Annotated in this window: 21 protein-coding genes; 11 read left to right on the top strand and 10 right to left on the bottom strand. The window is 54.4% G+C overall.

What is annotated here, in order from left to right:
• Nucleotides 1-125: 125 nt before the first annotated feature.
• From Q3H59_RS09190 to Q3H59_RS09180, 3 genes are read right to left on the bottom strand one after another with little or no spacing between them, the layout of a single operon-like run.
• Nucleotides 126-719, bottom strand: a complete 594-nt coding sequence (locus Q3H59_RS09190) for a Slp family lipoprotein (protein ID WP_280171753.1) — start codon at nt 717-719, stop codon at nt 126-128.
• 60 nt (nt 720-779) lie between these two features.
• Nucleotides 780-1478, bottom strand: a complete 699-nt coding sequence (gene tsaB, locus Q3H59_RS09185; protein ID WP_101764196.1) for a tRNA (adenosine(37)-N6)-threonylcarbamoyltransferase complex dimerization subunit type 1 TsaB — start codon at nt 1476-1478, stop codon at nt 780-782.
• Nucleotides 1479-1529: 51 nt separating this feature from the next.
• On the bottom strand, nt 1530-3440 hold the full coding sequence (locus Q3H59_RS09180) for an ATP-dependent DNA helicase (RefSeq protein WP_176970030.1): 1911 nt from the start codon (nt 3438-3440) through the stop codon (nt 1530-1532).
• A gap of 124 nt (nt 3441-3564) precedes the next feature.
• Between Q3H59_RS09180 and Q3H59_RS09175 the strand changes: the two genes are divergently transcribed.
• Nucleotides 3565-3909 (top strand): RidA family protein, encoded by a 345-nt coding sequence (locus Q3H59_RS09175; RefSeq protein WP_061718729.1) that lies wholly within the window; start codon nt 3565-3567, stop codon nt 3907-3909.
• A 14-nt stretch (nt 3910-3923) separates the two neighbouring features.
• Here Q3H59_RS09175 and Q3H59_RS09170 read toward each other — a convergent pair whose 3' ends face one another.
• A complete protein-coding gene (locus tag Q3H59_RS09170; protein ID WP_008110398.1) occupies nt 3924-4121 on the bottom strand; it encodes a YoaH family protein in 198 nt (65 codons plus the stop codon).
• Nucleotides 4122-4231: 110 nt separating this feature from the next.
• Here Q3H59_RS09170 and pabB point away from each other — a divergent pair, with 110 nt between their 5' ends.
• The 4 genes from pabB to Q3H59_RS09150 all read left to right on the top strand — a co-directional run bounded on the left by pabB (nt 4232) and on the right by Q3H59_RS09150 (nt 10044).
• A complete protein-coding gene (gene pabB / locus Q3H59_RS09165) occupies nt 4232-5590 on the top strand; it encodes an aminodeoxychorismate synthase component 1 (protein ID WP_280171754.1) in 1359 nt (452 codons plus the stop codon).
• Nucleotide 5591: 1 nt separating this feature from the next.
• Nucleotides 5592-6161 carry a CoA pyrophosphatase gene (locus Q3H59_RS09160; protein ID WP_137385915.1) on the top strand — a complete coding sequence of 190 codons (570 nt, stop codon included), beginning with the start codon at nt 5592-5594 and terminating at the stop codon, nt 6159-6161.
• 736 nt (nt 6162-6897) lie between these two features.
• Entirely contained in the window at nt 6898-8262 is a 1365-nt protein-coding gene (locus Q3H59_RS09155; protein ID WP_101764191.1) for an L-serine ammonia-lyase, read from the top strand.
• 219 nt (nt 8263-8481) lie between these two features.
• Complete coding sequence (locus Q3H59_RS09150; RefSeq protein ID WP_280171755.1) at nt 8482-10044, top strand: EAL domain-containing protein; 1563 nt, start codon at nt 8482-8484, stop codon at nt 10042-10044.
• Between the two features lie 54 nt (nt 10045-10098).
• Here the strand turns inward: Q3H59_RS09150 and Q3H59_RS09145 are convergent, their stop codons facing one another.
• Nucleotides 10099-11664 (bottom strand): TerC family protein, encoded by a 1566-nt coding sequence (locus Q3H59_RS09145; RefSeq protein WP_101764189.1) that lies wholly within the window; start codon nt 11662-11664, stop codon nt 10099-10101.
• A 511-nt stretch (nt 11665-12175) separates the two neighbouring features.
• Between Q3H59_RS09145 and manX the strand changes: the two genes are divergently transcribed.
• The 4 genes from manX (at nt 12176) to Q3H59_RS09125 (ending at nt 15417) form a co-directional block, all read left to right on the top strand.
• Nucleotides 12176-13147 carry a PTS mannose transporter subunit IIAB gene (gene manX, locus Q3H59_RS09140; protein WP_280171756.1) on the top strand — a complete coding sequence of 324 codons (972 nt, stop codon included), beginning with the start codon at nt 12176-12178 and terminating at the stop codon, nt 13145-13147.
• Nucleotides 13148-13205: 58 nt separating this feature from the next.
• Nucleotides 13206-14006, top strand: a complete 801-nt coding sequence (locus Q3H59_RS09135) for a PTS mannose/fructose/sorbose transporter subunit IIC (protein WP_064738889.1) — start codon at nt 13206-13208, stop codon at nt 14004-14006.
• 14 nt (nt 14007-14020) lie between these two features.
• The gene (locus Q3H59_RS09130; RefSeq protein WP_008110411.1) at nt 14021-14866 is read left to right on the top strand and encodes a PTS mannose transporter subunit IID; all 846 of its coding nucleotides are present in this window, start codon (nt 14021-14023) and stop codon (nt 14864-14866) included.
• A gap of 92 nt (nt 14867-14958) precedes the next feature.
• Nucleotides 14959-15417, top strand: a complete 459-nt coding sequence (locus tag Q3H59_RS09125) for a DUF986 family protein (protein WP_110866290.1) — start codon at nt 14959-14961, stop codon at nt 15415-15417.
• Here the strand turns inward: Q3H59_RS09125 and rlmA are convergent.
• From rlmA to Q3H59_RS09105, 4 genes are all read right to left on the bottom strand, one after another.
• Nucleotides 15414-16220 carry a 23S rRNA (guanine(745)-N(1))-methyltransferase gene (gene rlmA, locus Q3H59_RS09120; protein ID WP_280171757.1) on the bottom strand — a complete coding sequence of 269 codons (807 nt, stop codon included), beginning with the start codon at nt 16218-16220 and terminating at the stop codon, nt 15414-15416. The two genes, Q3H59_RS09125 and rlmA, sit on opposite strands and share 4 nt — an antisense overlap.
• 141 nt (nt 16221-16361) lie before the next feature.
• Nucleotides 16362-16571: a transcription antiterminator/RNA stability regulator CspE gene (gene cspE, locus Q3H59_RS09115; RefSeq protein WP_008110414.1), complete on the bottom strand. Its 210-nt coding sequence runs from the start codon at nt 16569-16571 to the stop codon at nt 16362-16364.
• An 83-nt stretch (nt 16572-16654) separates the two neighbouring features.
• Nucleotides 16655-16729 (bottom strand): DUF2627 domain-containing protein, encoded by a 75-nt coding sequence (locus tag Q3H59_RS09110; protein WP_110866451.1) that lies wholly within the window; start codon nt 16727-16729, stop codon nt 16655-16657.
• A 683-nt stretch (nt 16730-17412) separates the two neighbouring features.
• Nucleotides 17413-17688, bottom strand: coding sequence for a YebO family protein (locus Q3H59_RS09105; RefSeq protein WP_280171758.1), 276 nt, complete (start codon nt 17686-17688; stop codon nt 17413-17415).
• Nucleotides 17689-17904: 216 nt separating this feature from the next.
• Between Q3H59_RS09105 and Q3H59_RS09100 the strand changes: the two genes are divergently transcribed.
• Nucleotides 17905-18141: a YobH family protein gene (locus Q3H59_RS09100; protein ID WP_008110416.1), complete on the top strand. Its 237-nt coding sequence runs from the start codon at nt 17905-17907 to the stop codon at nt 18139-18141.
• Between the two features lie 36 nt (nt 18142-18177).
• On the opposite strand, the gene kdgR is transcribed toward Q3H59_RS09100, so the two are convergent.
• Nucleotides 18178-18969 (bottom strand): DNA-binding transcriptional regulator KdgR, encoded by a 792-nt coding sequence (gene kdgR, locus Q3H59_RS09095; RefSeq protein WP_176972779.1) that lies wholly within the window; start codon nt 18967-18969, stop codon nt 18178-18180.
• Between the two features lie 192 nt (nt 18970-19161).
• Between kdgR and Q3H59_RS09090 the strand changes: the two genes are divergently transcribed.
• Nucleotides 19162-20544 carry an MFS transporter gene (locus tag Q3H59_RS09090; protein WP_280171759.1) on the top strand — a complete coding sequence of 461 codons (1383 nt, stop codon included), beginning with the start codon at nt 19162-19164 and terminating at the stop codon, nt 20542-20544.
• Nucleotides 20545-20579 lie beyond the last annotated feature (35 nt).

Here is a 20579-nt window from a genome sequence, read left to right as displayed (position 1 = left end):
TTTGCCTGTTTCGGCATTTTCAGGTTGCGAAGCGCATCACTAAATTTCGCGCATCGGTTGCGCGCCCAATAAAAAGGCCCGTTCGCACGCACCGCGACCGGGCCGTAAATAACACCATTAATAGCTTATTCGGTGAGGATAGTTTGTACCTGCGCCGGTTGGCCAAGGTTCATACCCCAATACGGATTGGGTCCCCAATATCCCGGACGATGGCGCGTTGGGCCATACCAGATGTAGGGATCAATCGGCTGCGGCGGCGTCATCACCTGTTGCGTCAGATGCCAGCGCTGATAGCCGCGCACATCGATCACCACAAAGTTGTAGCTGGCCTTACCGATATCGCCTTTCTCGGTGCCTTTGATGTTGCCCAGCACCGTGATGTATTGGTTATTCAAATCGACCGGATCGACAAAGCCGCGGATGTCAGCAAAGATGCGGCCAACCGAAGCTGAGCCTAAACGCGGACGCGCGCTCTCATCCAGCGGCTGGGTCGCAATTTCCACGCGCGTTAAGCCGTTAAGATTGGTGACCTTCACCACTTTCCCGCCGAAGCGTGATTCCTGACCGACAAACAGTTGCGGCGCGTTCATCACGCGCAGTAAATCTTGCTGTGGAAGCTCAGAACTTCCTTTAATTGAATCTGGCACCGAAACACAGCCGCTGAGCAGCATTGCGCAGGCTAACAGAGCGCCAGACATCCCTTTACGACTTATTGGCATAGCACTTCTCCTGTTATTTCTCTGATTAGACTGAGCACGCGAAGATAAGTTGCGCGCGGCCTAGCGTCCCGGCAACTTTTTCCATGCCACTTCATTGCGCAGATAAACCGGCTCGGCATTCTCCACCGCAACTGCTTCATCACGCTGCCAGGCGCTGAGCGCCAGCGGCAGCATATCTTCTGCTGCGGGTAACAATACCTCTGAGGCGATAAGCTGCGCGCCTGGCGAGGTGAGCAGATGCGGATAGGCTTGCCAGCCGGTGCCAACAGCCGTCCATTCGCCACCTAATGCGGCAATACGTTGCTGCGCCACGTCGGGTTTGATCACCGCTTCGGTTTCCGCGCCCTGCCATTCACCGTTTTCGTCGCGCTGATATTCAGCCCAATAGAGTTCGCCCATGCGCGCGTCGATTGCGGCCAGCACGCGCGTCGCGCCGGTCAAACGCCACGCGCCCTGCGCCATGGTCGCTAACGAGGAGACGCCAATCATCGGCAGATTCGCGCCAAGCGCCAGCCCTTGAGCAATGCCAATGCCGATACGCACACCGGTAAAACTGCCCGGTCCACGGCCAAACGCCAGCACGTCAAGCGCGGTCAGCTCCAGCTGCTGCGCCTGCAACAGCTCCTGAACCAGCGGCAGAATACGTTGGGTGTGATCGCGCGGGGCGATTTCAAAGCGGGCATCAATCTGCTGCAGATTTTGCAGCGCGGCAGAACAGGCTTCTGTCGCCGTGTCCAGGGCTAAAATTCGGGCGGACATAACAACCTCAGAGAGTCAAAATGGCGCGCATCTTATCACAGCCTGGCACAATTAGTGATCCACTGGCTGACGGACAAATTCGATGGCACGCGCAATATCGCGGGTGCGCGGCGTGGGTGGCAAACTGTTCAGGAACAGGCCGCCGTAGGGGCGAGAAACCAGGCGCTGATCGCAAATCACCAGTACGCCGCGATCTTCGGTATCACGAATTAAACGCCCCACGCCCTGTTTCAGGGTGATTACCGCATCAGGCAGTTGCACATCATTGAAGGGATCGCCGCCGCGCAGGCGACAATCTTCCATGCGGGCTTTGAGCAGCGGATCTTCCGGCGAGGTAAATGGCAGCTTGTCGATGATTACCAGCGACAGCGCATCGCCGCGTACGTCAACACCTTCCCAGAAGCTGCTGGTGGCGACCAACAGTGCGTTACCGGCTTCCAGGAACTGCTTTAGCAGCTGTCCTTTACTGGTTTCACCTTGCAGCAATACCGGCAACGTCATGGAAGCACGAAACTCAATGGCTAACTCGCGCATCATCTTGTGCGAGGTGCAGAGGAAGAAGCAGCGGCCTTTGTTGGCATCAATCAGCGGCTTCATCATGCGCGCCAGCTGGCGCGCGCCGCCGGGATGATTGGGTTCCGGCATGTTGCGCGGCACGCACAGCAGTGCTTGCTGGGTGTAATCGAACGGGCTGTCGAGGATCATCGTAGTAGCGTTATCCACGCCAAGGCGGCTGGAGAAATGGCTCATCTGCTCATTCACCGCCAGCGTGGCTGACGTGAAAATCCACGCAGCTTTGCGGTTATCCATCACTTCACGGAAGCGTTCCGCCACCGACAGCGGCGTCAGCGCCAGCGTGAAATGGCGGCTGTTGCACTCATACCAATAGCTGAAGCCGGGCTCATCAATGGCGCGCAGCCGTTTCAGGCGGGTGCGATACAGCGCCGCGCGCTCAAAAGCGGCGTCCAGCAGCGCGGAACGGCCGAGCGACAGTTTGATCACGTCGTAACAGAGTTCGAGCGCATCATCTAGCAAGGTAAACATGCGCATGATGTTGTTGTCGCTCAGCAGATCGCGCAGGTTGCCGCGAAAACCCGGTTCGCCGAGTGTCAAACGAAAATCCTGTGCGCACTGCGCCAGACGATCGGCAGATTTCTGTAGCTGCTGCACATCCCGCACTTCGGTGCGATAGGCAATGATGATGTCTTTGGCGAGGTCCTGCAGTTGACGGCTCGACAGCTGCTGACCGAAATACTGGCTGGCGATATCGGGGAGCTGATGCGCTTCATCGAAGATCATCACATCGGCCTCCGGAATCAGTTCGCCAAAGCCGCCCTCTTTCACCACCAGATCGGCAAGAAACAGATGATGGTTCACCACCACCACATCGGCGTCCATGGCTTTTTTGCGCGCTTTGACCACGAAGCAATCTTTATACAGCGGGCAATCGCTGCCGAGGCAGTTATCGTTGGTGCTGGTGACAAACGGCCAGATCGGGCTGTCTTCGGCCACGCCGTTGCAGTTGCTGACGTCGCCATCGGTGGTTTCTGACGACCAGCCGCGCACGCTGATCAAATCGCCCAGCGCCTGAACGCTGAGATCGCCGCCGGTTTGATTCTGCTGCTCAAGACGTTCGAGGCATAAATAGTTGGAGCGTCCTTTAAGCAGCGCAGTTTTGCCGCTGAACTTAAGGGCACGCGCGATGGTAGGCAGATCGCGATTATAGAGCTGATCCTGCAACGCTTTGGATCCGGTGGAAACAATGACTTTTTTCTTTGCCCGCAATGCCGGCGCCAGATAGGCATAGGTTTTACCGGTTCCGGTGCCCGCTTCTACTACCAGCTCGCCGCCTGTTTTCACCGCCTCGGTTACCGCTTTGGCCATTTGGCGCTGTGCTTCACGCGGTTTAAAGCCCGGAATTGCCTGCGCCAGTGCGCCATCAGCTGCAAAATCGTCTGCCACACTTCCTCACATCAAAAATTAAAACCACTGTAATTATGTCAGGATTCCCGGCGGGCAACCACAACAGATGACATGCGCCCCTGGGATATGGCAGGCTAGCGCAGCAAAATTAAAGGAGAACAGCATGACCATTACGCGTATTGATCCAGAGCACCGTATGTCCGAAGCCGTGGTGCATAACCAAACCGTCTATTACACCAGCGTACCGGAAAACCTGGATGAAGATGCGGAAGCGCAAACCGCCAATGCGTTGGCGGTGATTGACGCCATTCTGACGCGCGTGGGATCGGATAAGAGCAAGATCCTCGACGCCACCATTTTTCTGGTGGAGAAAAGCGATTTTCCGGCGATGAATCGCGCCTGGGATGCGTGGGTTTCGCCAGGCAATGCGCCGGTGCGTTGCACCGTGCAGGCCGGTTTGATGAACCCGAAGTATAAAGTCGAAATTAAAATCATCGCCGCGCTGTAAAATCCGTTCGGGCGTTATTCGTTGTCGTCTTCTTCATCCTCGTCGTCTTCGAACATCGCCCGAATGGCTTCACCTTTATAGGTTTGACGAATCTCCTGCGCCACCTGCGCAATCGCCTGTCCGCTCGACATACCGCCCGCCATCAATTCCTGGATGCGTTCAACCGCTTGCTGCTGTTGCTCATGGGATAACGCTGGAAGACCTGTAAACATAATTCACTCCTGGTGCATGGGGGACGCATTATTACCACGTGGAACAAACGGGTGCCAGCAACAAAAAAATATGTCAGGCTAGCGACCTGCTTGCTGAAGTGATTTGTCCCATGATGGTAAAAAGCCTCGTTCTGAAGTATACGCCCGAAACGCTGTTAGACCTTTTTGCTCCGCTAGCCCACCAACGCTGGGCGATGTTGCTGACCTCCGGCCAGGCCGATCATGCGGATAATCGCTTTGATATCCTCACCGCCGATCCGCGCGCGACGCTGACTACACGCGGTGCCAGCACTGAAATTATCTGCGGTGATGACGTCATTCACTCCGCCGCCGACCCGCTGTTGCTGGTGCAACAACAATGTGCCGCGCTGGGTGTCACGCCGGCTTTTGATGCCGGGTTACCGTTTCAGGGCGGCGCCCTCGGCCTGTTCGGTTACGATTTAGGACGACGCTTTGAAGACCTGCCGCAGCGCGCGCAGCAGGATCTCACCACGCCGGATATGGCGGTGGGCATTTATGACTGGGCGCTGATCGCCGATCACCATCTGCAAAAACTGACGCTGGTTTCGCTCACCGATGCCGGGCAGCGCTGGCACTGGCTGCAAGCACAAACCGCGCCGCCCGCCGAGCCTTTCGCCTTGACCAGCGAGTGGCAATCCAACCTCAGTTATGACCAGTATGCGCAGCGGTTCCACGCGGTGCAGGCCTATATTCAAGCCGGTGATTGTTATCAGGTGAATCTGGCACAGCGTTTTCAGGCGGGCTATCGCGGTGATGAGTGGCAGGCCTTTTTGCGTCTGACGCAGGCGAATCGCGCGCCGTTCAGCGCCTTCCTGCGTTTGCCGGATAGCGTGCTGCTGAGTTTATCGCCAGAGCGCTTCCTCGCTTTACAGCAGCAGGAGATTGAAACACGTCCGATTAAAGGCACTTTGCCGCGTCTTGCTGATGCCGAGGCCGACCGTTTGCAGGCAGAGAAGCTCGCCAACTCGCAGAAAGATCGCGCTGAGAACCTGATGATTGTCGATCTGCTGCGCAATGATATTGGCCGCGTGGCCGTGCCCGGCAGCGTCAGCGTACCGGAACTGTTCGTGGTTGAACCTTTCCCGGCGGTGCATCATCTGGTCAGCACCGTGCGTGCACGTTTGCCTGAGGCGCTGAGCGCAACCGATCTGCTGCGTGCTTGCTTCCCCGGCGGTTCTATCACCGGCGCACCGAAGATCCGCGCGATGGAGATCATCGAAGAGTTAGAGCCGCATCGCCGCAATGCGTGGTGTGGCAGCATCGGCTACATCAGCCTGTGTGGCCGTATGGATACCAGCATCACCATTCGCACGCTGATTGCGGAAAACCACCAGCTTTACTGCGCCGCCGGTGGCGGATTGGTGGCGGACAGCGACCTTGATGCCGAATATCAGGAAACCTTCCATAAGGTGAACCGTATTTTGCCCAGCCTGCGTGATGGGACCTGAAATGAATTTAACCCTTGAGCAGTTCCTCAGCCGCTTTGTCCTGCAACCGCCGCTGCATGCGCCGAAAAGTGCCATCAGCGGACGCCGTGCGGCGGTACTGGTGCCGGTGATCGACGGCGCAGAACCTGGCTTGCTGCTCACGCGTCGCTCATCACACCTGCGTAAACACGCCGGGCAAGTCGCCTTTCCCGGCGGCATGCAGGATGCCACTGATACCTCGCTGATCCACACCGCACTGCGTGAAGCGCAGGAAGAAGTGGGAATCCAGCCGGAACAGGTGCAGATCATCGGCGTTCTGCCGCCGGTGACCAGCAGCACCGGTTTCGCTGTGACGCCGGTAGTGGGCATTATTCCGGCTGATTTTGCTTTGCAGCTCAATCCGGACGAAGTGGAAAGCGCCTTTGCCATGCCGCTGGCGGAAGCATTGCGTTTGAGCCGCTACAGCGATCTCACCTTGCGCCGTGGTCATCGCCAACATCAGGTTTGGTTATCCTGGTATGAGGATTATTTTATCTGGGGCATGACCGCCGGGATTATTCGTGCGCTCGGTCAACAAATCGCCCTGCCGTAAATCACCTAATGCTTGCCAGTTAAACTGTCTTTTTGCTTCAGATCTGGTGCGGGCTCTGACACATCTGCTGCGTCACGGGCCGTCCTCGCGCCGCTAGCGCGTTGCCTTCGGCTTCCACGTCGTGCCGACGGACCGTTCGCGGATCGGCCATCCTGGCCGGCCCCGAACTGCCTCACGCATCCATGCGTGAGGCTCCTGGCCCAACGTAAAAGCCTCAGCGCTGCGAATGGCCCTTTTGCCACAGCAGACGCGCCAGCGCCTTTAGCAAATGAGCCCCTTTCATCAACATACACTGAAGCTTCAGAGCAGGCCGGGGCCGCTTTTGGGCAGGCATTCCGCAGCGCTGAACGAAGCGAGGAAGCCAGGAGAGCCCGCAGGACGCGGGCGAAAGGCGGAGCCGGGACAAGGAAGTCTCGTCTCCGCCGGTCCGTCAGGCAGACGAGCGAAGTGAAGGTACCGCGTTAGCGGCGCGAGGACCGCCGGACCAAAAGTGGCCCCGGCCAGCTCACTCTTCGTTTGCTGACCAAACAAACAATGTGCCGTAAAACCCCGTTTCGTTAGCCTTTCGCCGGGAAAACAGATCCGCTTCACAACTGTACAAACGGATAACTATTTCTGTGGTTTATAATTAGTTTATTTCATGCGAAAAGCTGCTCGTTATACGGCATGGGCGATTACTATTAGCCGCATAAACGGCTTATGCCGTGCAGAATAAGATTTGTGAGGAGTGTCACCGGTGATTAGTGTTTTTGACATGTTTAAAGTGGGCATCGGCCCATCCAGTTCACATACCGTCGGCCCGATGAAAGCGGGCAAGCAGTTTGTTGATCTGCTGGCCGAACAAGGCAAACTGCAGGACGTGACGCGCGTGGCGGTTGACGTCTATGGTTCGCTGTCGCTCACGGGCAAAGGTCACCACACTGATATCGCGATTATCATGGGCCTGGCGGGCTTCGAACCGGCCACCGTCGATATCGATGGCATTCCCGCGTTCATCAAAGATGTGGAGCAGCGCGAACGCTTGCTGTTAGCCAACGGCGCGCGCGAAGTGGATTTCCCGCGTGAAGGCGGCATGGTGTTCCGCAGCGAAAACCTGTCGCTGCATGAAAACGGCATGACGGTATTTGCCTTCGCGGGCGATCTGCTGATTCTGAGTAAAACCTACTACTCCATCGGCGGCGGTTTCATCGTCGATGAAGAGCATTTCGGCCAACCGGTGTTGAACGAAGTTTCCGTGCCGTGGCCTTTCCACTCTGCTAAAGAGCTGCTCAGCCACTGTCGGGAGAGTGGGCTGTCGCTGTCCGGTTTGGTAATGAAAAACGAACTGGCGCTGCATACTCGCGACGAGATTTACGCCTATTTTGGCAACGTGTGGCAAACCATGCAGGCCTGTATCGATCGAGGTCTGAATACCGAAGGCGTGCTGCCGGGTCCGTTGCGCGTACCTCGTCGTGCGGCTTCACTGCGCCGTTTACTGGTGTCATCCTCAAAGCACTCGAAAGATCCGATGGATGTGATCGACTGGGTGAATATGTTTGCGCTGGCAGTGAATGAAGAGAACGCGGCCGGCGGTCGTGTGGTGACGGCGCCTACTAACGGTGCCTGCGGCATCGTGCCAGCGGTGCTGGCCTATTACGATCACTTTATCGAACCCGTTACGCCCGATATCTTCATCCGGTACTTCCTCTCTTCTGGTGCGATTGGCGTGCTGTATAAAATGAACGCCTCTATTTCGGGTGCCGAAGTGGGTTGTCAGGGCGAGGTAGGCGTGGCGTGTTCCATGGCAGCCGCCGGTCTGGCGGAACTGCTGGGCGGCAGCCCGGAACAGGTGTGCGTGGCGGCGGAAATCGGCATGGAACACAATCTGGGATTAACCTGCGATCCGGTCGCCGGCCAGGTTCAGGTGCCGTGCATTGAGCGTAACGCCATCGCTTCCGTAAAGGCCATTAACTCCGCGCGCATGGCGCTGCGCCGTACCAGTGAACCACGTGTGTCGCTGGATAAAGTGATTGAGACCATGTACGAAACCGGTAAGGACATGAACGCTAAATACCGTGAAACCTCTCGCGGCGGATTAGCGATTAAGGTCCAGTGCGATTAACGCTTCGCTGGTGATTTAAACAACAGTTGGCTATTTTTATTCATCTGTAGCTACCTCCAACTGAGTAAAACAGATACATTGATTTTGAGCGCGGCCCTTTGTGGCCGCGCTTTTTTTAGTGCCGTATTTTTTATTCAGCCGCGCTAAACCTGGCCGCCTCAATGCCGATAACCTACACGTTAATTTGGCTTCAATCTTTGTTTTGCAAGGTGGTTACTGATGCTCATTCCCCAGCAATTTGTGGGTCAATTTCGCCGTAAGCGACTGCTTATTGCGTTAGTGATCGCCTCGCTGGTTCTGGTCCTGACGCTAACTTTTCGTTATATCGAAGAGAAATCGCGCATTGAGCAGCAGTCGCTGAATTTCGCCACCCGCGCGATTGAACGCTTTGATCGTATGTTCTCGCCGCTGGATGTTTCCGCCAACAACACGCTCGGTCTGGTTGGCGTACCTTGTGCGCAAGTGCGTTATCCGCTGATTGAGAAAATTGCCGCGCTGCAAACCGTGCGCACCGTGCTGCTGGTTAAGGACGACGCGCTCTACTGCTCCAGCATTTTCGGCCCGCAAAACCTCTCCTTCAGCCAAACCTATCCTGAATTAGCTATCAATAATCAGCGCATGATGTTGGCCACGGACAGTGATCTGTTGAAAGGATCGCCGGTGCTGCTGCTGTGGACGCCAAAATCGCTGGATAATCGCGAAGGTCTGCTGCAGGTCATTAATATTGAATTGATGACCAATTATCTGCTGGAGCCGCAGTTGCCGTGGGTTGAGCGCGCCATTTTCAACGTGGGTGGTCAGAGCCTTGAATACGGTAATCCGCTGATTGAACAAACTGAACCGTCTGAAGATGAAGTGGCGTACGATCAGGCATCACTGCGCTATCCGTTTAGCATCACCTTGTACGGCCCTTCTCCCGCCCGGCTGGCGCTTAACACGCTGCCTTCACAGCTGCCGCTGGCGCTAATGCTCAGCCTGCTAATGGGGTACATCGTCTGGCTGGCGACCGCCAATCGCATGAGCCTCAGTTGGCAGATCAGTTATGGCATCACCGCTAACGAATTTATGGTTTATTGCCAGCCGCTGATTAACGCCAAAAGCGGCGAGTGTGACGGCATGGAGCTGCTGCTGCGCTGGCATAACCAGCGTCAGGGCTGGATTGCGCCGGACGTGTTTATTCCGCTGGCCGAGCGGCAAAACCTGATCGCGCCGTTGACCCGCTTCGTGCTGGCGAAAGTGGTGGATGAGCTTCCCAATCTGCCGCAATGTCCGTCGTTCCACATTGCGATTAACGTTGCAGCCAGCCATTTTCGCGATCGCGCCATTGTGGAAGATCTGCAAAATATCTGGTGGCCGGCCAATCCCATGCCAAAACTGGTGGTTGAGCTGACGGAGCGTGACGCTTTGCCCATCATCGATCAATCGGTGGTGTCGCAACTGCATGAAATTGGTGTACGTCTGGCGATTGATGATTTCGGTACCGGCCACAGTTCGCTGGCTTATCTGAAAGACCTCAAACCGGATGTGCTTAAAATCGACAAGATTTTCACCGCCGCCATTGGCACCGATGCGATTAACGCGACCGTTACCGATATGGTGATCTCGCTGGCGCAGCGCCTGAATATTTCACTGGTGGCGGAAGGTGTGGAAACTGCCGAGCAGGCACACTATCTGCGTGAGCGCGGCGTCGACCATCTGCAAGGCTATTTCTACGCGCGACCTATGCCGATTGAGGATTTCCCGCAATGGCTGGAGCAGCATCAGGCGCAGCTAAGCGCATAAAAAAACGGCCACTCCTTTTGGCGTGGCCGTTATTGTTTCCTTCAGTCCGATGACTTACCCGGCGTGTTCTTCGTGGTCGAATGGCTTATCTTTGGTGACGCGCACCAGATCGATACGGTAATCGGTCGCCTCAATCACCTGGAAGTGCAGCGGCGGCAAATCAATCACTTCGCCGGGCAGCGGCAACTGGCCTTTCTGTGCAATCAACAAACCGGCTAGCGAGGCGTGATCTTCATCGGCTTTCACCAACTCGTGATGATCCAGCAGCTGTTGCAGCGAGTGTAAATCGGTCCCGCCCTTCACTAACCAACCGTCGCCATCGGCAATGATGTCTGGCGTTTCGTCTTCATCCGGGAACTCACCGGCAATCGCTTCCAGCACGTCCAGCGGCGTGATTAAGCCCTGCACCACACCAAATTCGTTGGTGACAATTACAAAGCTACCTTTAGCACGGCGCAGCACGCCCAGCAGATTGATTGGGTCCAGGGTTTCCGGAACCACTATCGCCGGCGTGTTAGCCGCAAAGGTCGCCACATCCATGCCGTGTTCCAGCGCCACCAGCAGCTCTTTGGCACGCACCACGCCGATGATTTCATCCAGCTCACCGCGACATACCGGGAACAAACTGTGTGGCGTATCCAGCAGCTGAATACGAATTTCATCCAGCGGACGCGAAACATCCACCCACGAAATGTTACCGCGCGGCGTCATGATGCTACGGATTGAACGCTGCGATAACGTCAATACGCCGTTGATCATGTAGCGCTCTTCGTCCTTAAACGCTTCCTGCGGCATCGCTTCGGTCAATGAGGTTTCTTCAGTTGTCGTCGCTTGCTTACGCTGGCGTCCGCCCATCAAACGCAGAATCGCTTCGGCGGTGCGTTCACGCATCGGGCGATGTTCCTGATGCTTGATAAAGTTACGGCGCGCAATCTGGTTAAACAGCTCGATGATGATCGAGAAGCCGATCGCGGCGTACAGGTAACCTTTGGGAATGTGGAAACCAAAGCCTTCGGCCACCAGCGACAAACCAATCATCAGCAGGAAGCTCAGACACAGCACCACCACCGTTGGGTGTTCATTCACAAAACGCGTCAGCGGTTTCGAGGCCAGCAGCATGACGCCCATGGCGATCACCACGGCGGTCATCATCACCGGCAGATGGTTTACCATACCAACCGCAGTAATCACCGCGTCGAGTGAGAACACCGCATCCAGCACCACAATCTGAATCACCACCGCCCAGAAACTGGCGTAGCTCTTATTGCCCTGATGTTCGAGCCCGCGGTTCTCGAGCCGCTCATGCAGTTCCATGGTTCCCTTGAATAACAGGAATAAACCACCGAACAACAGAATTAAATCTCGTCCGGAAAAGCTGAAATCGCCTACGCTGAATAAGGGCCGCGTCAGCGTCACGATCCAGGAGATCAGCGACAGCAAGCCAAGACGCATCACCAGGGCGAGCGACAATCCGATTAGACGGGCTTTATCGCGCTGCTTCGGCGGCAATTTGTCCGCGAGGATGGCGATAAAAACCAGGTTATCAATGCCGAGAACAATTTCCAGCACAATCAGCGTGAGCAAACCCGCCCAAATTGAGGGGTCGAAGAGAAATTCCATCAATGACTCCTTACCGGACGTGAAGGCGCACGAAATTGAGTCTGCACCAGAGGGCGAGACGAGAGATCGTTACAGGCGGTGATAACGCTGAAGAGCGTGGAAGCGGGCGCGGAAAAGCGCTGAGAACATGTTGAGCGACGTCGGTGACGGTCCATAAAGGTGAGCTGAAGCCCGGTACTCCTGAATAAAAAACAGAACGCTAATGTATCAGTTACATCAACGACGTCAAAAAAATTTATTACATTTACAAATATCTACGTTAACGCAGGAATATCGAACAAAAGTGCACATTAGCACCGTTACGCGCGAAATAGCTGACAAACATCACATAATTTATTTTTTCGATCACTAAAATAAATCGCGACCTTATCGCTGTGCAGCGGATTGTTGCGTTTTATTTATTGATGCTTTTTCTCTATCACATCATCAACGATCCACCTGAAACACTAACGGTAATATTCAATGATTCCCGGCAATGCCAGAGAATCTCTCACGCGAACGGAGGTAGCAAGTGACCATTGCTATTGTAATTGGTACACATGGCTGGGCGGCAGAACAGTTGCTTAAAACAGCAGAGATGCTGTTGGGTGAGCAGGAAAATGTCGGATGGATTGATTTCGTTCCCGGCGAAAATGCAGAAACGCTAATCGAAAAGTATCAGGCACGGCTGGCCGATCTCGATACGTCAAAGGGCGTGTTGTTCCTGGTCGATACCTGGGGTGGCAGTCCATTTAATGCGGCCAGCCGCATTGTAGTGGATAAGGATGACTATGATGTCATCGCTGGCGTCAACATTCCGATGCTGGTTGAAACCTTGATGGGACGTGATGACAACCCATCGCTGGAAGAACTGATTCACATCGCGGTAGAGGCCGGTCGTGAAGGCGTTAAAGCCCTCAAAACTGAAACGCCAGCGCAAGCCGCAGCTGCGCCTGCTACGGTTGCAGCGAAAGCGCCTGCTCAGCCGCAAAAACCAATGGCTGCAGGCGATCACATGAAAATCGGCCTGGCGCGTATTGATGATCGTTTGATTCACGGGCAAGTGGCCACGCGCTGGACCAAAGAGACCAACGTTACCCGCATCATCGTGGTATCTGATGAAGTGGCGAACGACCATGTGCGCAAAACGCTGCTGACGCAGGTGGCCCCGCCAGGCGTTACCGCGCACGTGGTGGATATCGATAAGATGGTTCGCGTGTGGAACAACCCGAAATATGGCAATGACAAGGTGATGCTGCTGTTCACCAATCCCACCGATGTGGTGAGGATTGTCGAGCAAGGCGTGGACATTAAGTCGGTCAACATTGGCGGCATGGCGTTCCGTCAGGGCAAAACGCAGGTGAACAACGCGGTATCGGTGGATGAAAAAGATATCACGGCGTTCCGCAAACTTAATGAGCGCGGTATTGAACTGGAAGTACGTAAAGTGTCCAGCGATCAGCGACTGAAAATGATGGACCTGATCGCCAAGGTCAATCCGTAGTTCGCCCTTTGCCTGCATACGTGGGCGAATTTTAGAGACCTTGCAGAGGAGAAATGCAATGGAGATAACCACGCTACAAATCATTTTGATATTTATTGTGGCCTGTATTGCCGGGATGGGATCGATTCTTGATGAGTTCCAGTTCCACCGTCCGCTGGTGGCTTGTACCTTAATTGGTGCGGTCCTCGGTGATATGAAAACCGGTATCATCATCGGCGGTACGCTGGAGATGATTGCACTGGGCTGGATGAACATCGGTGCGGCCGTTGCACCGGATGCGGCGCTGGCTTCGATTATCTCAACCATTCTGGTTATTGCCGGTGGTCAAAGCGTGGGCGCCGGTATCGCACTGGCGATTCCGCTGGCTGCGGCCGGTCAGGTTCTGACCATCATCGTGCGTACCATCACCGTAGCCTTCCAGCACGCCGCCGATAAGGCAGCCGAGAAAGGTAACCTGACGGCCATCAGCTGGATCCACGTATCCGCGCTGGTGCTGCAGGCGATGCGTATTGCCATCCCAGCACTGATCGTGGCGATTTCTGTCGGTACTCACGTGGTTCAGGAACTGCTGAACTCAATTCCAGACGTGGTCACCAACGGCCTGAACATCGCCGGCGGCATGATCGTGGTGGTGGGTTACGCGATGGTCATCAACATGATGCGCGCGGGCTACCTGATGCCGTTCTTCTACCTTGGCTTCGTTACTGCAGCCTTCACCAACTTCAACCTGGTTGCGCTTGGCGTGATTGGCGTGGTGATGGCGGTGCTGTATATCCAGCTGGCACCGAAATATAACCGCGTTGCAGGTGCTGCAACCAGCGGTCCTGCAAACAATGACCTCGATAACGAACTCGACTAGGAACAGGTGAAATCATGGTTGATACAACTAACACTCCAAAGAAACTCACCCCCGGCGATGTCCGCGGTGTGTTCCTGCGCTCTAACCTGTTTCAGGGTTCGTGGAACTTTGAACGTATGCAGGCGCTGGGTTTTTGCTACTCAATGGTGCCGGTGATTCGTCGCCTCTATCCAGAAAACAACGACGAACGTAAACAGGCGATTAAACGTCACCTCGAGTTCTTCAACACCCATCCTTACGTAGCGGCGCCGGTGCTGGGCGTCACCATGGCGATGGAAGAGCAGCGTGCCAACGGCGCGCCGATTGATGATGCAGCGATTAACGGCATCAAAGTGGGTCTGATGGGTCCGCTGGCTGGTGTGGGCGACCCGATTTTCTGGGGTACCGTGCGTCCGGTGTTTGCTGCGCTGGGTGCCGGTATCGCGATGAGCGGTAGCCTGCTGGGTCCATTGCTGTTCTTCATCCTGTTTAACGCCGTGCGTCTGTTGACGCGTTATTACGGTGTGGCGTATGGCTACCGTAAAGGCGTGGATATTGTCAGCGATATGGGCGGCGGTTTCCTGCAGAAACTGACGGAGGGCGCGTCGATTCTCGGCCTCTTTGTCATGGGGGCCTTGGTTAACAAGTGGACGCATGTGAATGTGCCGCTGGTGGTGTCACGCATCACCGACCAGACCGGTAAAACCACGGTTACTACGGTGCAATCTATCCTCGATCAGCTGATGCCAGGCCTGATTCCACTGCTGCTAACCTTTGGCTGTATGTGGCTGCTGCGTCGTAAGGTGAATGCGTTGTGGATTATCGTCGGCTTCTTCGCCCTCGGTATCTTCGGTTACTGGATCGGCCTGCTCGGTCTGTAATCACCCCGCCGGGAGCCCTGCTCCCGGCTATTATTGAGCGGCATTATCTGAGCGCCCACGTTGAGATAATTTCGCTTGAGGAAGAACACCTAATGTCACTGACTGACGCCCTGATCGCCCTGCTGATTGCAGGCTTCATTCTGTTCGCCATCTATGATGAAGCGATCCTGCCGCGCCGCAATGGCCCTACAAAACTGCGCGTCGCACTGCGCCGTCGCCATAAAATCGATAGCGCCATTTTCGTGGTGCTGCTGCTGATTCTGCTGTGGAACAACATAGATAAACATGGCACACAACTCACCACCAATTTGCTGATGGTGCTGTGCTTTATGGCGATTTGGCTATTCTGGGTGCGCAGCCCGAAGCTGTTGATGAAGGAAAATGGACTGTTTTTTGGCAGCGTGTGGATCGACTACGGTCGCATTCAGAGTATGAATCTGTCAGAGGATGGCATTCTGGTGATGCAGCTGGAGCAGCGCCGCCTGCTGATTGCTGTCAAACAGCTTGATGACCTGGAACGGATCTACAATACGCTGGTGGAAGCGCGTTAATCGCGCTGCCATAACGTCAGCATAAAGTCGGCATCACAGTTAAACTCGCTGGATGCCGCCAGGTTCTGCCACACTTCTTCGCGCGCACGCCAGGCAAATGGCGTCATCTGCAATAAGCTCACCGCCTCACTTCCGCTCAACGTCATGCTGTAATGCAGGTTTTGTTGATCGACCTGCCTGAAGCCGGCATACACTTTCTCTTCCGCCGCGTGCAGCTGCACTTCGCGATAAATCAGTGCCTTGAACTGCTGCAAGTGATGCGGTCCCGGCGTCACCGTTAGTAGGTAACCCCCCGCTTTGATCGCGCGGCTCAGCTCATCTTCATTGCAGGGCGCATAGATGCGCACCACGCCATCCAGAGAAGCATCAGCAAAAGGTAAACGCTGGCTGGACGCCACGCAGAATTTCACCGCACGATAGCGTTTAGCTGCCATGCGAATCGCTGCTTTCGCCACATCCAGACCAAAGAGTTGCGCCTGCGGTAACGCATCGGCCATCGCCGCAGTGTAATAACCTTCCCCGCATCCGAGATCTAACAGCTGTGTATCTTGCTCACCCAGATGCTGCGCGAGGATCCCGGCGACAGCCGCGCGCAACGGCTGATAGTGTCCGGCATCGAGGAAGGCGCGTCGTGCCTGCAGCATCTCGGCGCTATCGCCCGGTTCACGCGAACCTTTGTGCTGCACCGGCAGTAAATTGACGTACCCTTCTTTCGCCTGATCAAACTGATGACCTGCATCACAGCGGAAGCTATTCGCCTGCTGCAATAAAGGCTGATGACAAAGTGGGCAAATCAAAGACATAGACAACTCCGGGTTAGCAATTCGCGGCGCAGTTTACCCTGATCATCTGGCTACAGAAAGGATAAAAGAAAAAGCCCCGTTCAGTGAACGGGGCTTTAGGATTCGTTTCAGTGGTGCATGGCACCGAGCCTGAGGGCGAAATCAGATTGGGGTAACGTTGACCGCAGCAGGACCTTTCTGGCCATCCTGGATTTCGAACTCAACGCTTTGGCCTTCGGCCAGAGTTTTAAAACCATTGCCCTGGATTGCAGAGAAGTGTACGAATACATCTTTGCTACCATCAGCAGGAGTAATAAAACCAAAACCTTTAGACTCGTTGAACCACTTAACCTGACCTTTAATCTTTGCCATTTCGCAAATTTCCTTTCAATGATTATATTGCCCGCAGGCAGACTTACAGATAAACCAGAGACATTACTGAATGAGGCACTAATTTAAGGTTCGGCAAGGAAGCGGTATTCAACGTCAACGTCTTTACTCGTAACTTCTTTACTGAAGATGCCATACATAAACAGAACTGTACCTCGTTTGACCTACGATTTGTTATCACATATCCGTAAATTAATGGCAAGCCATTTTTAAACGGTGATCGACGTGACGCACATAATTAGTTAATTGGCGCGGCACTTCATCAATCAACATATTGACACCCAGCGCGGAAGGTGCGCAAAAAAGGGTTATCAGTCAGTATAGTTAGCGTCAAATTGCCGCTTAGTCAAGCGCAGCGGTAATGTCTATATTGGTACAATTTTAGGGGTTAACTGTACGACAAAAATATTGCACTAATATGGCATCAATAAGATATTCCACTGAAAACTTCGCTCGCCACACAACAACTGCGCGCCGTTCAAATCTTGTACAAATAGTTATCCCAAGTATAAGTTATTAATTGCTTTGCACCAAAATCAGGAGAAACCAATAATATACGCCCCATATAAACGCATTAACAGTAGGTGGCATTTATCTCAATTTTAACTATCTACCCAACAATTAAATGTTAAAAAGAACATTGAAGAGCTTGATTTAACAAAAACTCCTTAGGATAAATCTTAGTTGATATTCTTTCTGGCAGGGATGGTTGCTATTCATACCTGGCTTAGAAGGGAATTTACTAAAAGTCATTATCCCGCCACGCACCATTTCAGTGCGCAGCGGTCGCCATAATGGCGATTATTTCACCCCTTTTAACGGCTTAACGTTCCGGGATCATCCGAATAAAATCGCGTTTTTCATCCGCGTCTTCATCCGCTGGTGGTTTTGCTGTGGATGACTGTGCGTCAACCAGACGGCGCAGGAGCGCATTCTGTTTCTTTTGCTCTTCGATGACGGCTTCCAGCAAACGGATCTGCTCACTGGCGCGCACGCTAGCCCGGTTGACAAAGAACCAGACAATAAAGGCCACAAGAATGATGATGGCCAGAACGCCATAGTTAAACAGCGGGCTGGTGTTTGCGGCTAATTCGTTCATAACTGCCTCTATAGTCAAAAATCAAACATCTACTCCGCCGCTGATTCTACTCGCTGCCGACGCAAAAGATAATGGGTAGCGACGGAAAGCAGATTATCCCGCCTGCCCTCTCTTTCAGTTATCTCTGATCGATTCGATGGCTAAAGCGCGGCATGCTGCTACAGTAGATTCGCAGCAACGTTGGACGCGCTGCGTTGTGTACCACAAGGAGATAAGATGAAACTACTTATTCGGACGATTATGCTGGTGGCATTAATTTGGTTAGCGATGCTGCTGACCGGCTATGGCGTACTCACCGGCAGCAATAAGAATGCGGCGGGACTTGGGCTGCAATGCAGCTATCTGACCGCACGCGGAATGATCACGGCACAGTATCTGCATACAGACAGCGGTATCGTCGGCGTAACGGATTGTCCACTGCTGAAGAAAAGTGGCGAAGTGGTCGACAATTAAGCGTTGAAACGGGCTGGCAACAGCCCGTTTTTCATTTCAGAAAGGATAGTCGTGGTAGCCCATTTGTTCAGACAGATTGCGCGCCGCACGATGCAGCATCGCCACATACTCATTTTTGGCTTCTTCAGAAAAACGAATGGTGGGGAACGAGATGCTTAGCCCCGCAATCACCACGCCAAAACGGTCAAATACCGGCACCGCGATGCAACGTAAGCCCTCTTCCTGCTCTTCATTATCTTCGCCAAATCCCTGTACTTTTACCTGATCCAACACCGCTAGCAACGCTTCTGCAGTGACAATGGTTTTCGCGGTACTGCGGCGGAATTCCACTTCGCTCAGAATCTCCTGCACTTCAGCGCGATCGCGCCATGCCAGCAGCACTTTACCAATCGCGGTGGTGTGCAGTGGATTGCGGCGGCCGATGCGCGAATACATACGCAGGTTATAAAGAGAATCGATTTTATGGATGTAGACGATGCTGTCTTCTTCCAGTGCGCCGAGGTGAATGGTTTCTTTAGTCAGACGCGACAGCTCACGCATCTCAATATCGGCGCTACGAATCAGATCGACGTTCTGTAACGCTTTGGCACCGAGTTCGAATAGCTTGAGCGTCAGCGAGTATTTCTCACTTTCTCCTTCCTGCGCCACATAGCCAAGCGATTTCATGGTCTGTAAAAAGCGATAAACGGTACTTTTTGACATCATCACGCGTTGGGACAGTTCGGTGATGCCGTGATCGCGCTCTTCGCCCAGCGCCTGCAGAATGCCAAACACTTTCATCACTGATGAAACCGAGTCTGGCTGTTTATCATTATCACTGCTCGCCATGGCGCGTATCCTTTTTGACAGTGTTTCAAAAAAAACGGAACAGAAGCGCCAGTATATGCGTTTCAGCCTGATGGCGGCAACGACTGACGCTAAGTGACACATCCACACGTAATTTTATGTCAATGAATGCGGTGCTTTTCGGCAGCGAATTGATTAGCATGATGATATTCACTCTCTTTACTTACTTTACTTATGCCTTCTACTGTTGCCCAGGATGGATTACCCCTTCCACAGCGCTATGGCGCGATCATCACCATTGCGCTCGGTATTATGATGGCGGTGCTGGATGGAGCTATCGCCAACGTGGCCTTGCCAACCATTGCGCGTGAATTAAATGCCAGCCCAGCCGAATCGATCTGGATTGTTAACGCCTACCAAATCGCCATCGTTATTTCGCTGCTGTCGCTGTCGTTTCTCGGCGATATGCTCGGCTACCGCCGCGTCTATCAGGTTGGACTCGCGCTGTTTATCGCTACCTCACTGTTTTGCGCCCTCTCCTCAACGTTGAATACGCTGACCTTGGCGCGTGTGCTGCAAGGCTTCGGTGGTGCTGCATTGATGAGCGTGAACACGGCGCTGATCCGCATCATCTATCCGCAGCGCTTCCTCGGGCGCGGTATGGCGATCAATTCGCTGATTGTTGCGGTCTCCAGCGCGGCCGGTCCAACCGTAGCGGCGGCGATCCTGTCTGTTGCCAGCTGGAAATGGCTGTTTCTGATCAACATTCCACTCGGCATCGTTGCGCTGTGGCTGGCGTTGCGTTTCCTGCCAGATAACACCCAGAAAGCCAAACAACAGAAATTCGACGTGCCAAGCGCGGTGATGAATGCGCTGTTCTTTGGCCTGCTCATATCTGCACTGAGCGGTTTCTCGCAGGGACAAAACGGCTGGCTGATTGTGGCCGAATTGGTGGCATTGGTGTTGGTGGGCATTGTTTTCGTTCGTCGCCAGTTAGCGATGCCGGTGCCATTGCTGCCGGTGGACTTGCTGCGCATTCCGATCTTTTCGCTGTCGATAGGCACCTCAATTTGCTCGTTCTGCGCGCAGATGCTGGCGATGGTGGCGTTGCCGTTCTTCCTGCAAAACGTGCTGGGCCGGGATGAAGTGGCAACCGGCTTGCTGCTCACGCCGTGGCCGCTGGCAACCATGGTGATGGCACCCATTGCAGGTCGCCTGATCGAGAAGTTCCATGCCGGATTATTAGGCGGATTGGGATTAGCGATGTTCGCTGCCGGTCTGTTCCTGCTGGCGCTTTTACCGACGCAGCCAACTGACGTGGATATCATCTGGCGCATGATGCTGTGCGGTGCCGGTTTCGGCCTGTTCCAGTCGCCTAACAATCACACCATCATCACCGCAGCACCGCGTAACCGCAGCGGTGGTGCCAGCGGAATGCTGGGTACCGCGCGTCTGGTGGGACAAAGCAGCGGCGCGGCGCTAGTGGCGCTAATGTTTAATCTGTTCAACGACAGCGGCACACACGCCTCACTGCTGTTAGCGGGTAGCTTTGCCAGCGTCGCTGCCTTGGTGAGCCTGGCGCGCATGACGCAGTCGCGGCAGGCTGCTGAGTCATAGAAACAGCAAGGGCGCCATCTGGCGCCCTTTTTTCT

The sequence above is a fragment of the Pantoea sp. SORGH_AS_0659 genome (assembly GCF_031453915.1).
Classification (GTDB): Bacteria; Pseudomonadota; Gammaproteobacteria; order Enterobacterales; family Enterobacteriaceae; genus Pantoea; species Pantoea leporis.
Note: the sequence above shows the minus strand (reverse complement) of the source record. Positions and strands in the feature narration are given on the sequence as shown.

What these genes read in the sequence shown, in the direction of transcription:
- Q3H59_RS09130 (WP_008110411.1), top strand. Translation starts at nt 14,021, where the DNA reads ATGGTTGATACAACTAACACTCCAAAGAAACTCACCCCCGGCGATGTC.
- Q3H59_RS09090 (WP_280171759.1), top strand. Translation starts at nt 19,162, where the DNA reads ATGCCTTCTACTGTTGCCCAGGATGGATTACCCCTTCCACAGCGCTAT.
- Q3H59_RS09125 (WP_110866290.1), top strand. Translation starts at nt 14,959, where the DNA reads ATGTCACTGACTGACGCCCTGATCGCCCTGCTGATTGCAGGCTTCATT.
- tsaB (WP_101764196.1), bottom strand. Translation starts at nt 1,478, where the DNA reads ATGTCCGCCCGAATTTTAGCCCTGGACACGGCGACAGAAGCCTGTTCT.
- rlmA (WP_280171757.1), bottom strand. Translation starts at nt 16,220, where the DNA reads ATGTCTTTGATTTGCCCACTTTGTCATCAGCCTTTATTGCAGCAGGCG.
- Q3H59_RS09150 (WP_280171755.1), top strand. Translation starts at nt 8,482, where the DNA reads ATGCTCATTCCCCAGCAATTTGTGGGTCAATTTCGCCGTAAGCGACTG.
- cspE (WP_008110414.1), bottom strand. Translation starts at nt 16,571, where the DNA reads ATGGCAAAGATTAAAGGTCAGGTTAAGTGGTTCAACGAGTCTAAAGGT.
- pabB (WP_280171754.1), top strand. Translation starts at nt 4,232, where the DNA reads ATGATGGTAAAAAGCCTCGTTCTGAAGTATACGCCCGAAACGCTGTTA.
- Q3H59_RS09170 (WP_008110398.1), bottom strand. Translation starts at nt 4,121, where the DNA reads ATGTTTACAGGTCTTCCAGCGTTATCCCATGAGCAACAGCAGCAAGCG.
- Q3H59_RS09105 (WP_280171758.1), bottom strand. Translation starts at nt 17,688, where the DNA reads ATGAACGAATTAGCCGCAAACACCAGCCCGCTGTTTAACTATGGCGTT.
- Q3H59_RS09160 (WP_137385915.1), top strand. Translation starts at nt 5,592, where the DNA reads ATGAATTTAACCCTTGAGCAGTTCCTCAGCCGCTTTGTCCTGCAACCG.
- kdgR (WP_176972779.1), bottom strand. Translation starts at nt 18,969, where the DNA reads ATGGCGAGCAGTGATAATGATAAACAGCCAGACTCGGTTTCATCAGTG.
- Q3H59_RS09145 (WP_101764189.1), bottom strand. Translation starts at nt 11,664, where the DNA reads ATGGAATTTCTCTTCGACCCCTCAATTTGGGCGGGTTTGCTCACGCTG.
- Q3H59_RS09175 (WP_061718729.1), top strand. Translation starts at nt 3,565, where the DNA reads ATGACCATTACGCGTATTGATCCAGAGCACCGTATGTCCGAAGCCGTG.
- Q3H59_RS09135 (WP_064738889.1), top strand. Translation starts at nt 13,206, where the DNA reads ATGGAGATAACCACGCTACAAATCATTTTGATATTTATTGTGGCCTGT.
- Q3H59_RS09100 (WP_008110416.1), top strand. Translation starts at nt 17,905, where the DNA reads ATGAAACTACTTATTCGGACGATTATGCTGGTGGCATTAATTTGGTTA.
- Q3H59_RS09190 (WP_280171753.1), bottom strand. Translation starts at nt 719, where the DNA reads ATGCCAATAAGTCGTAAAGGGATGTCTGGCGCTCTGTTAGCCTGCGCA.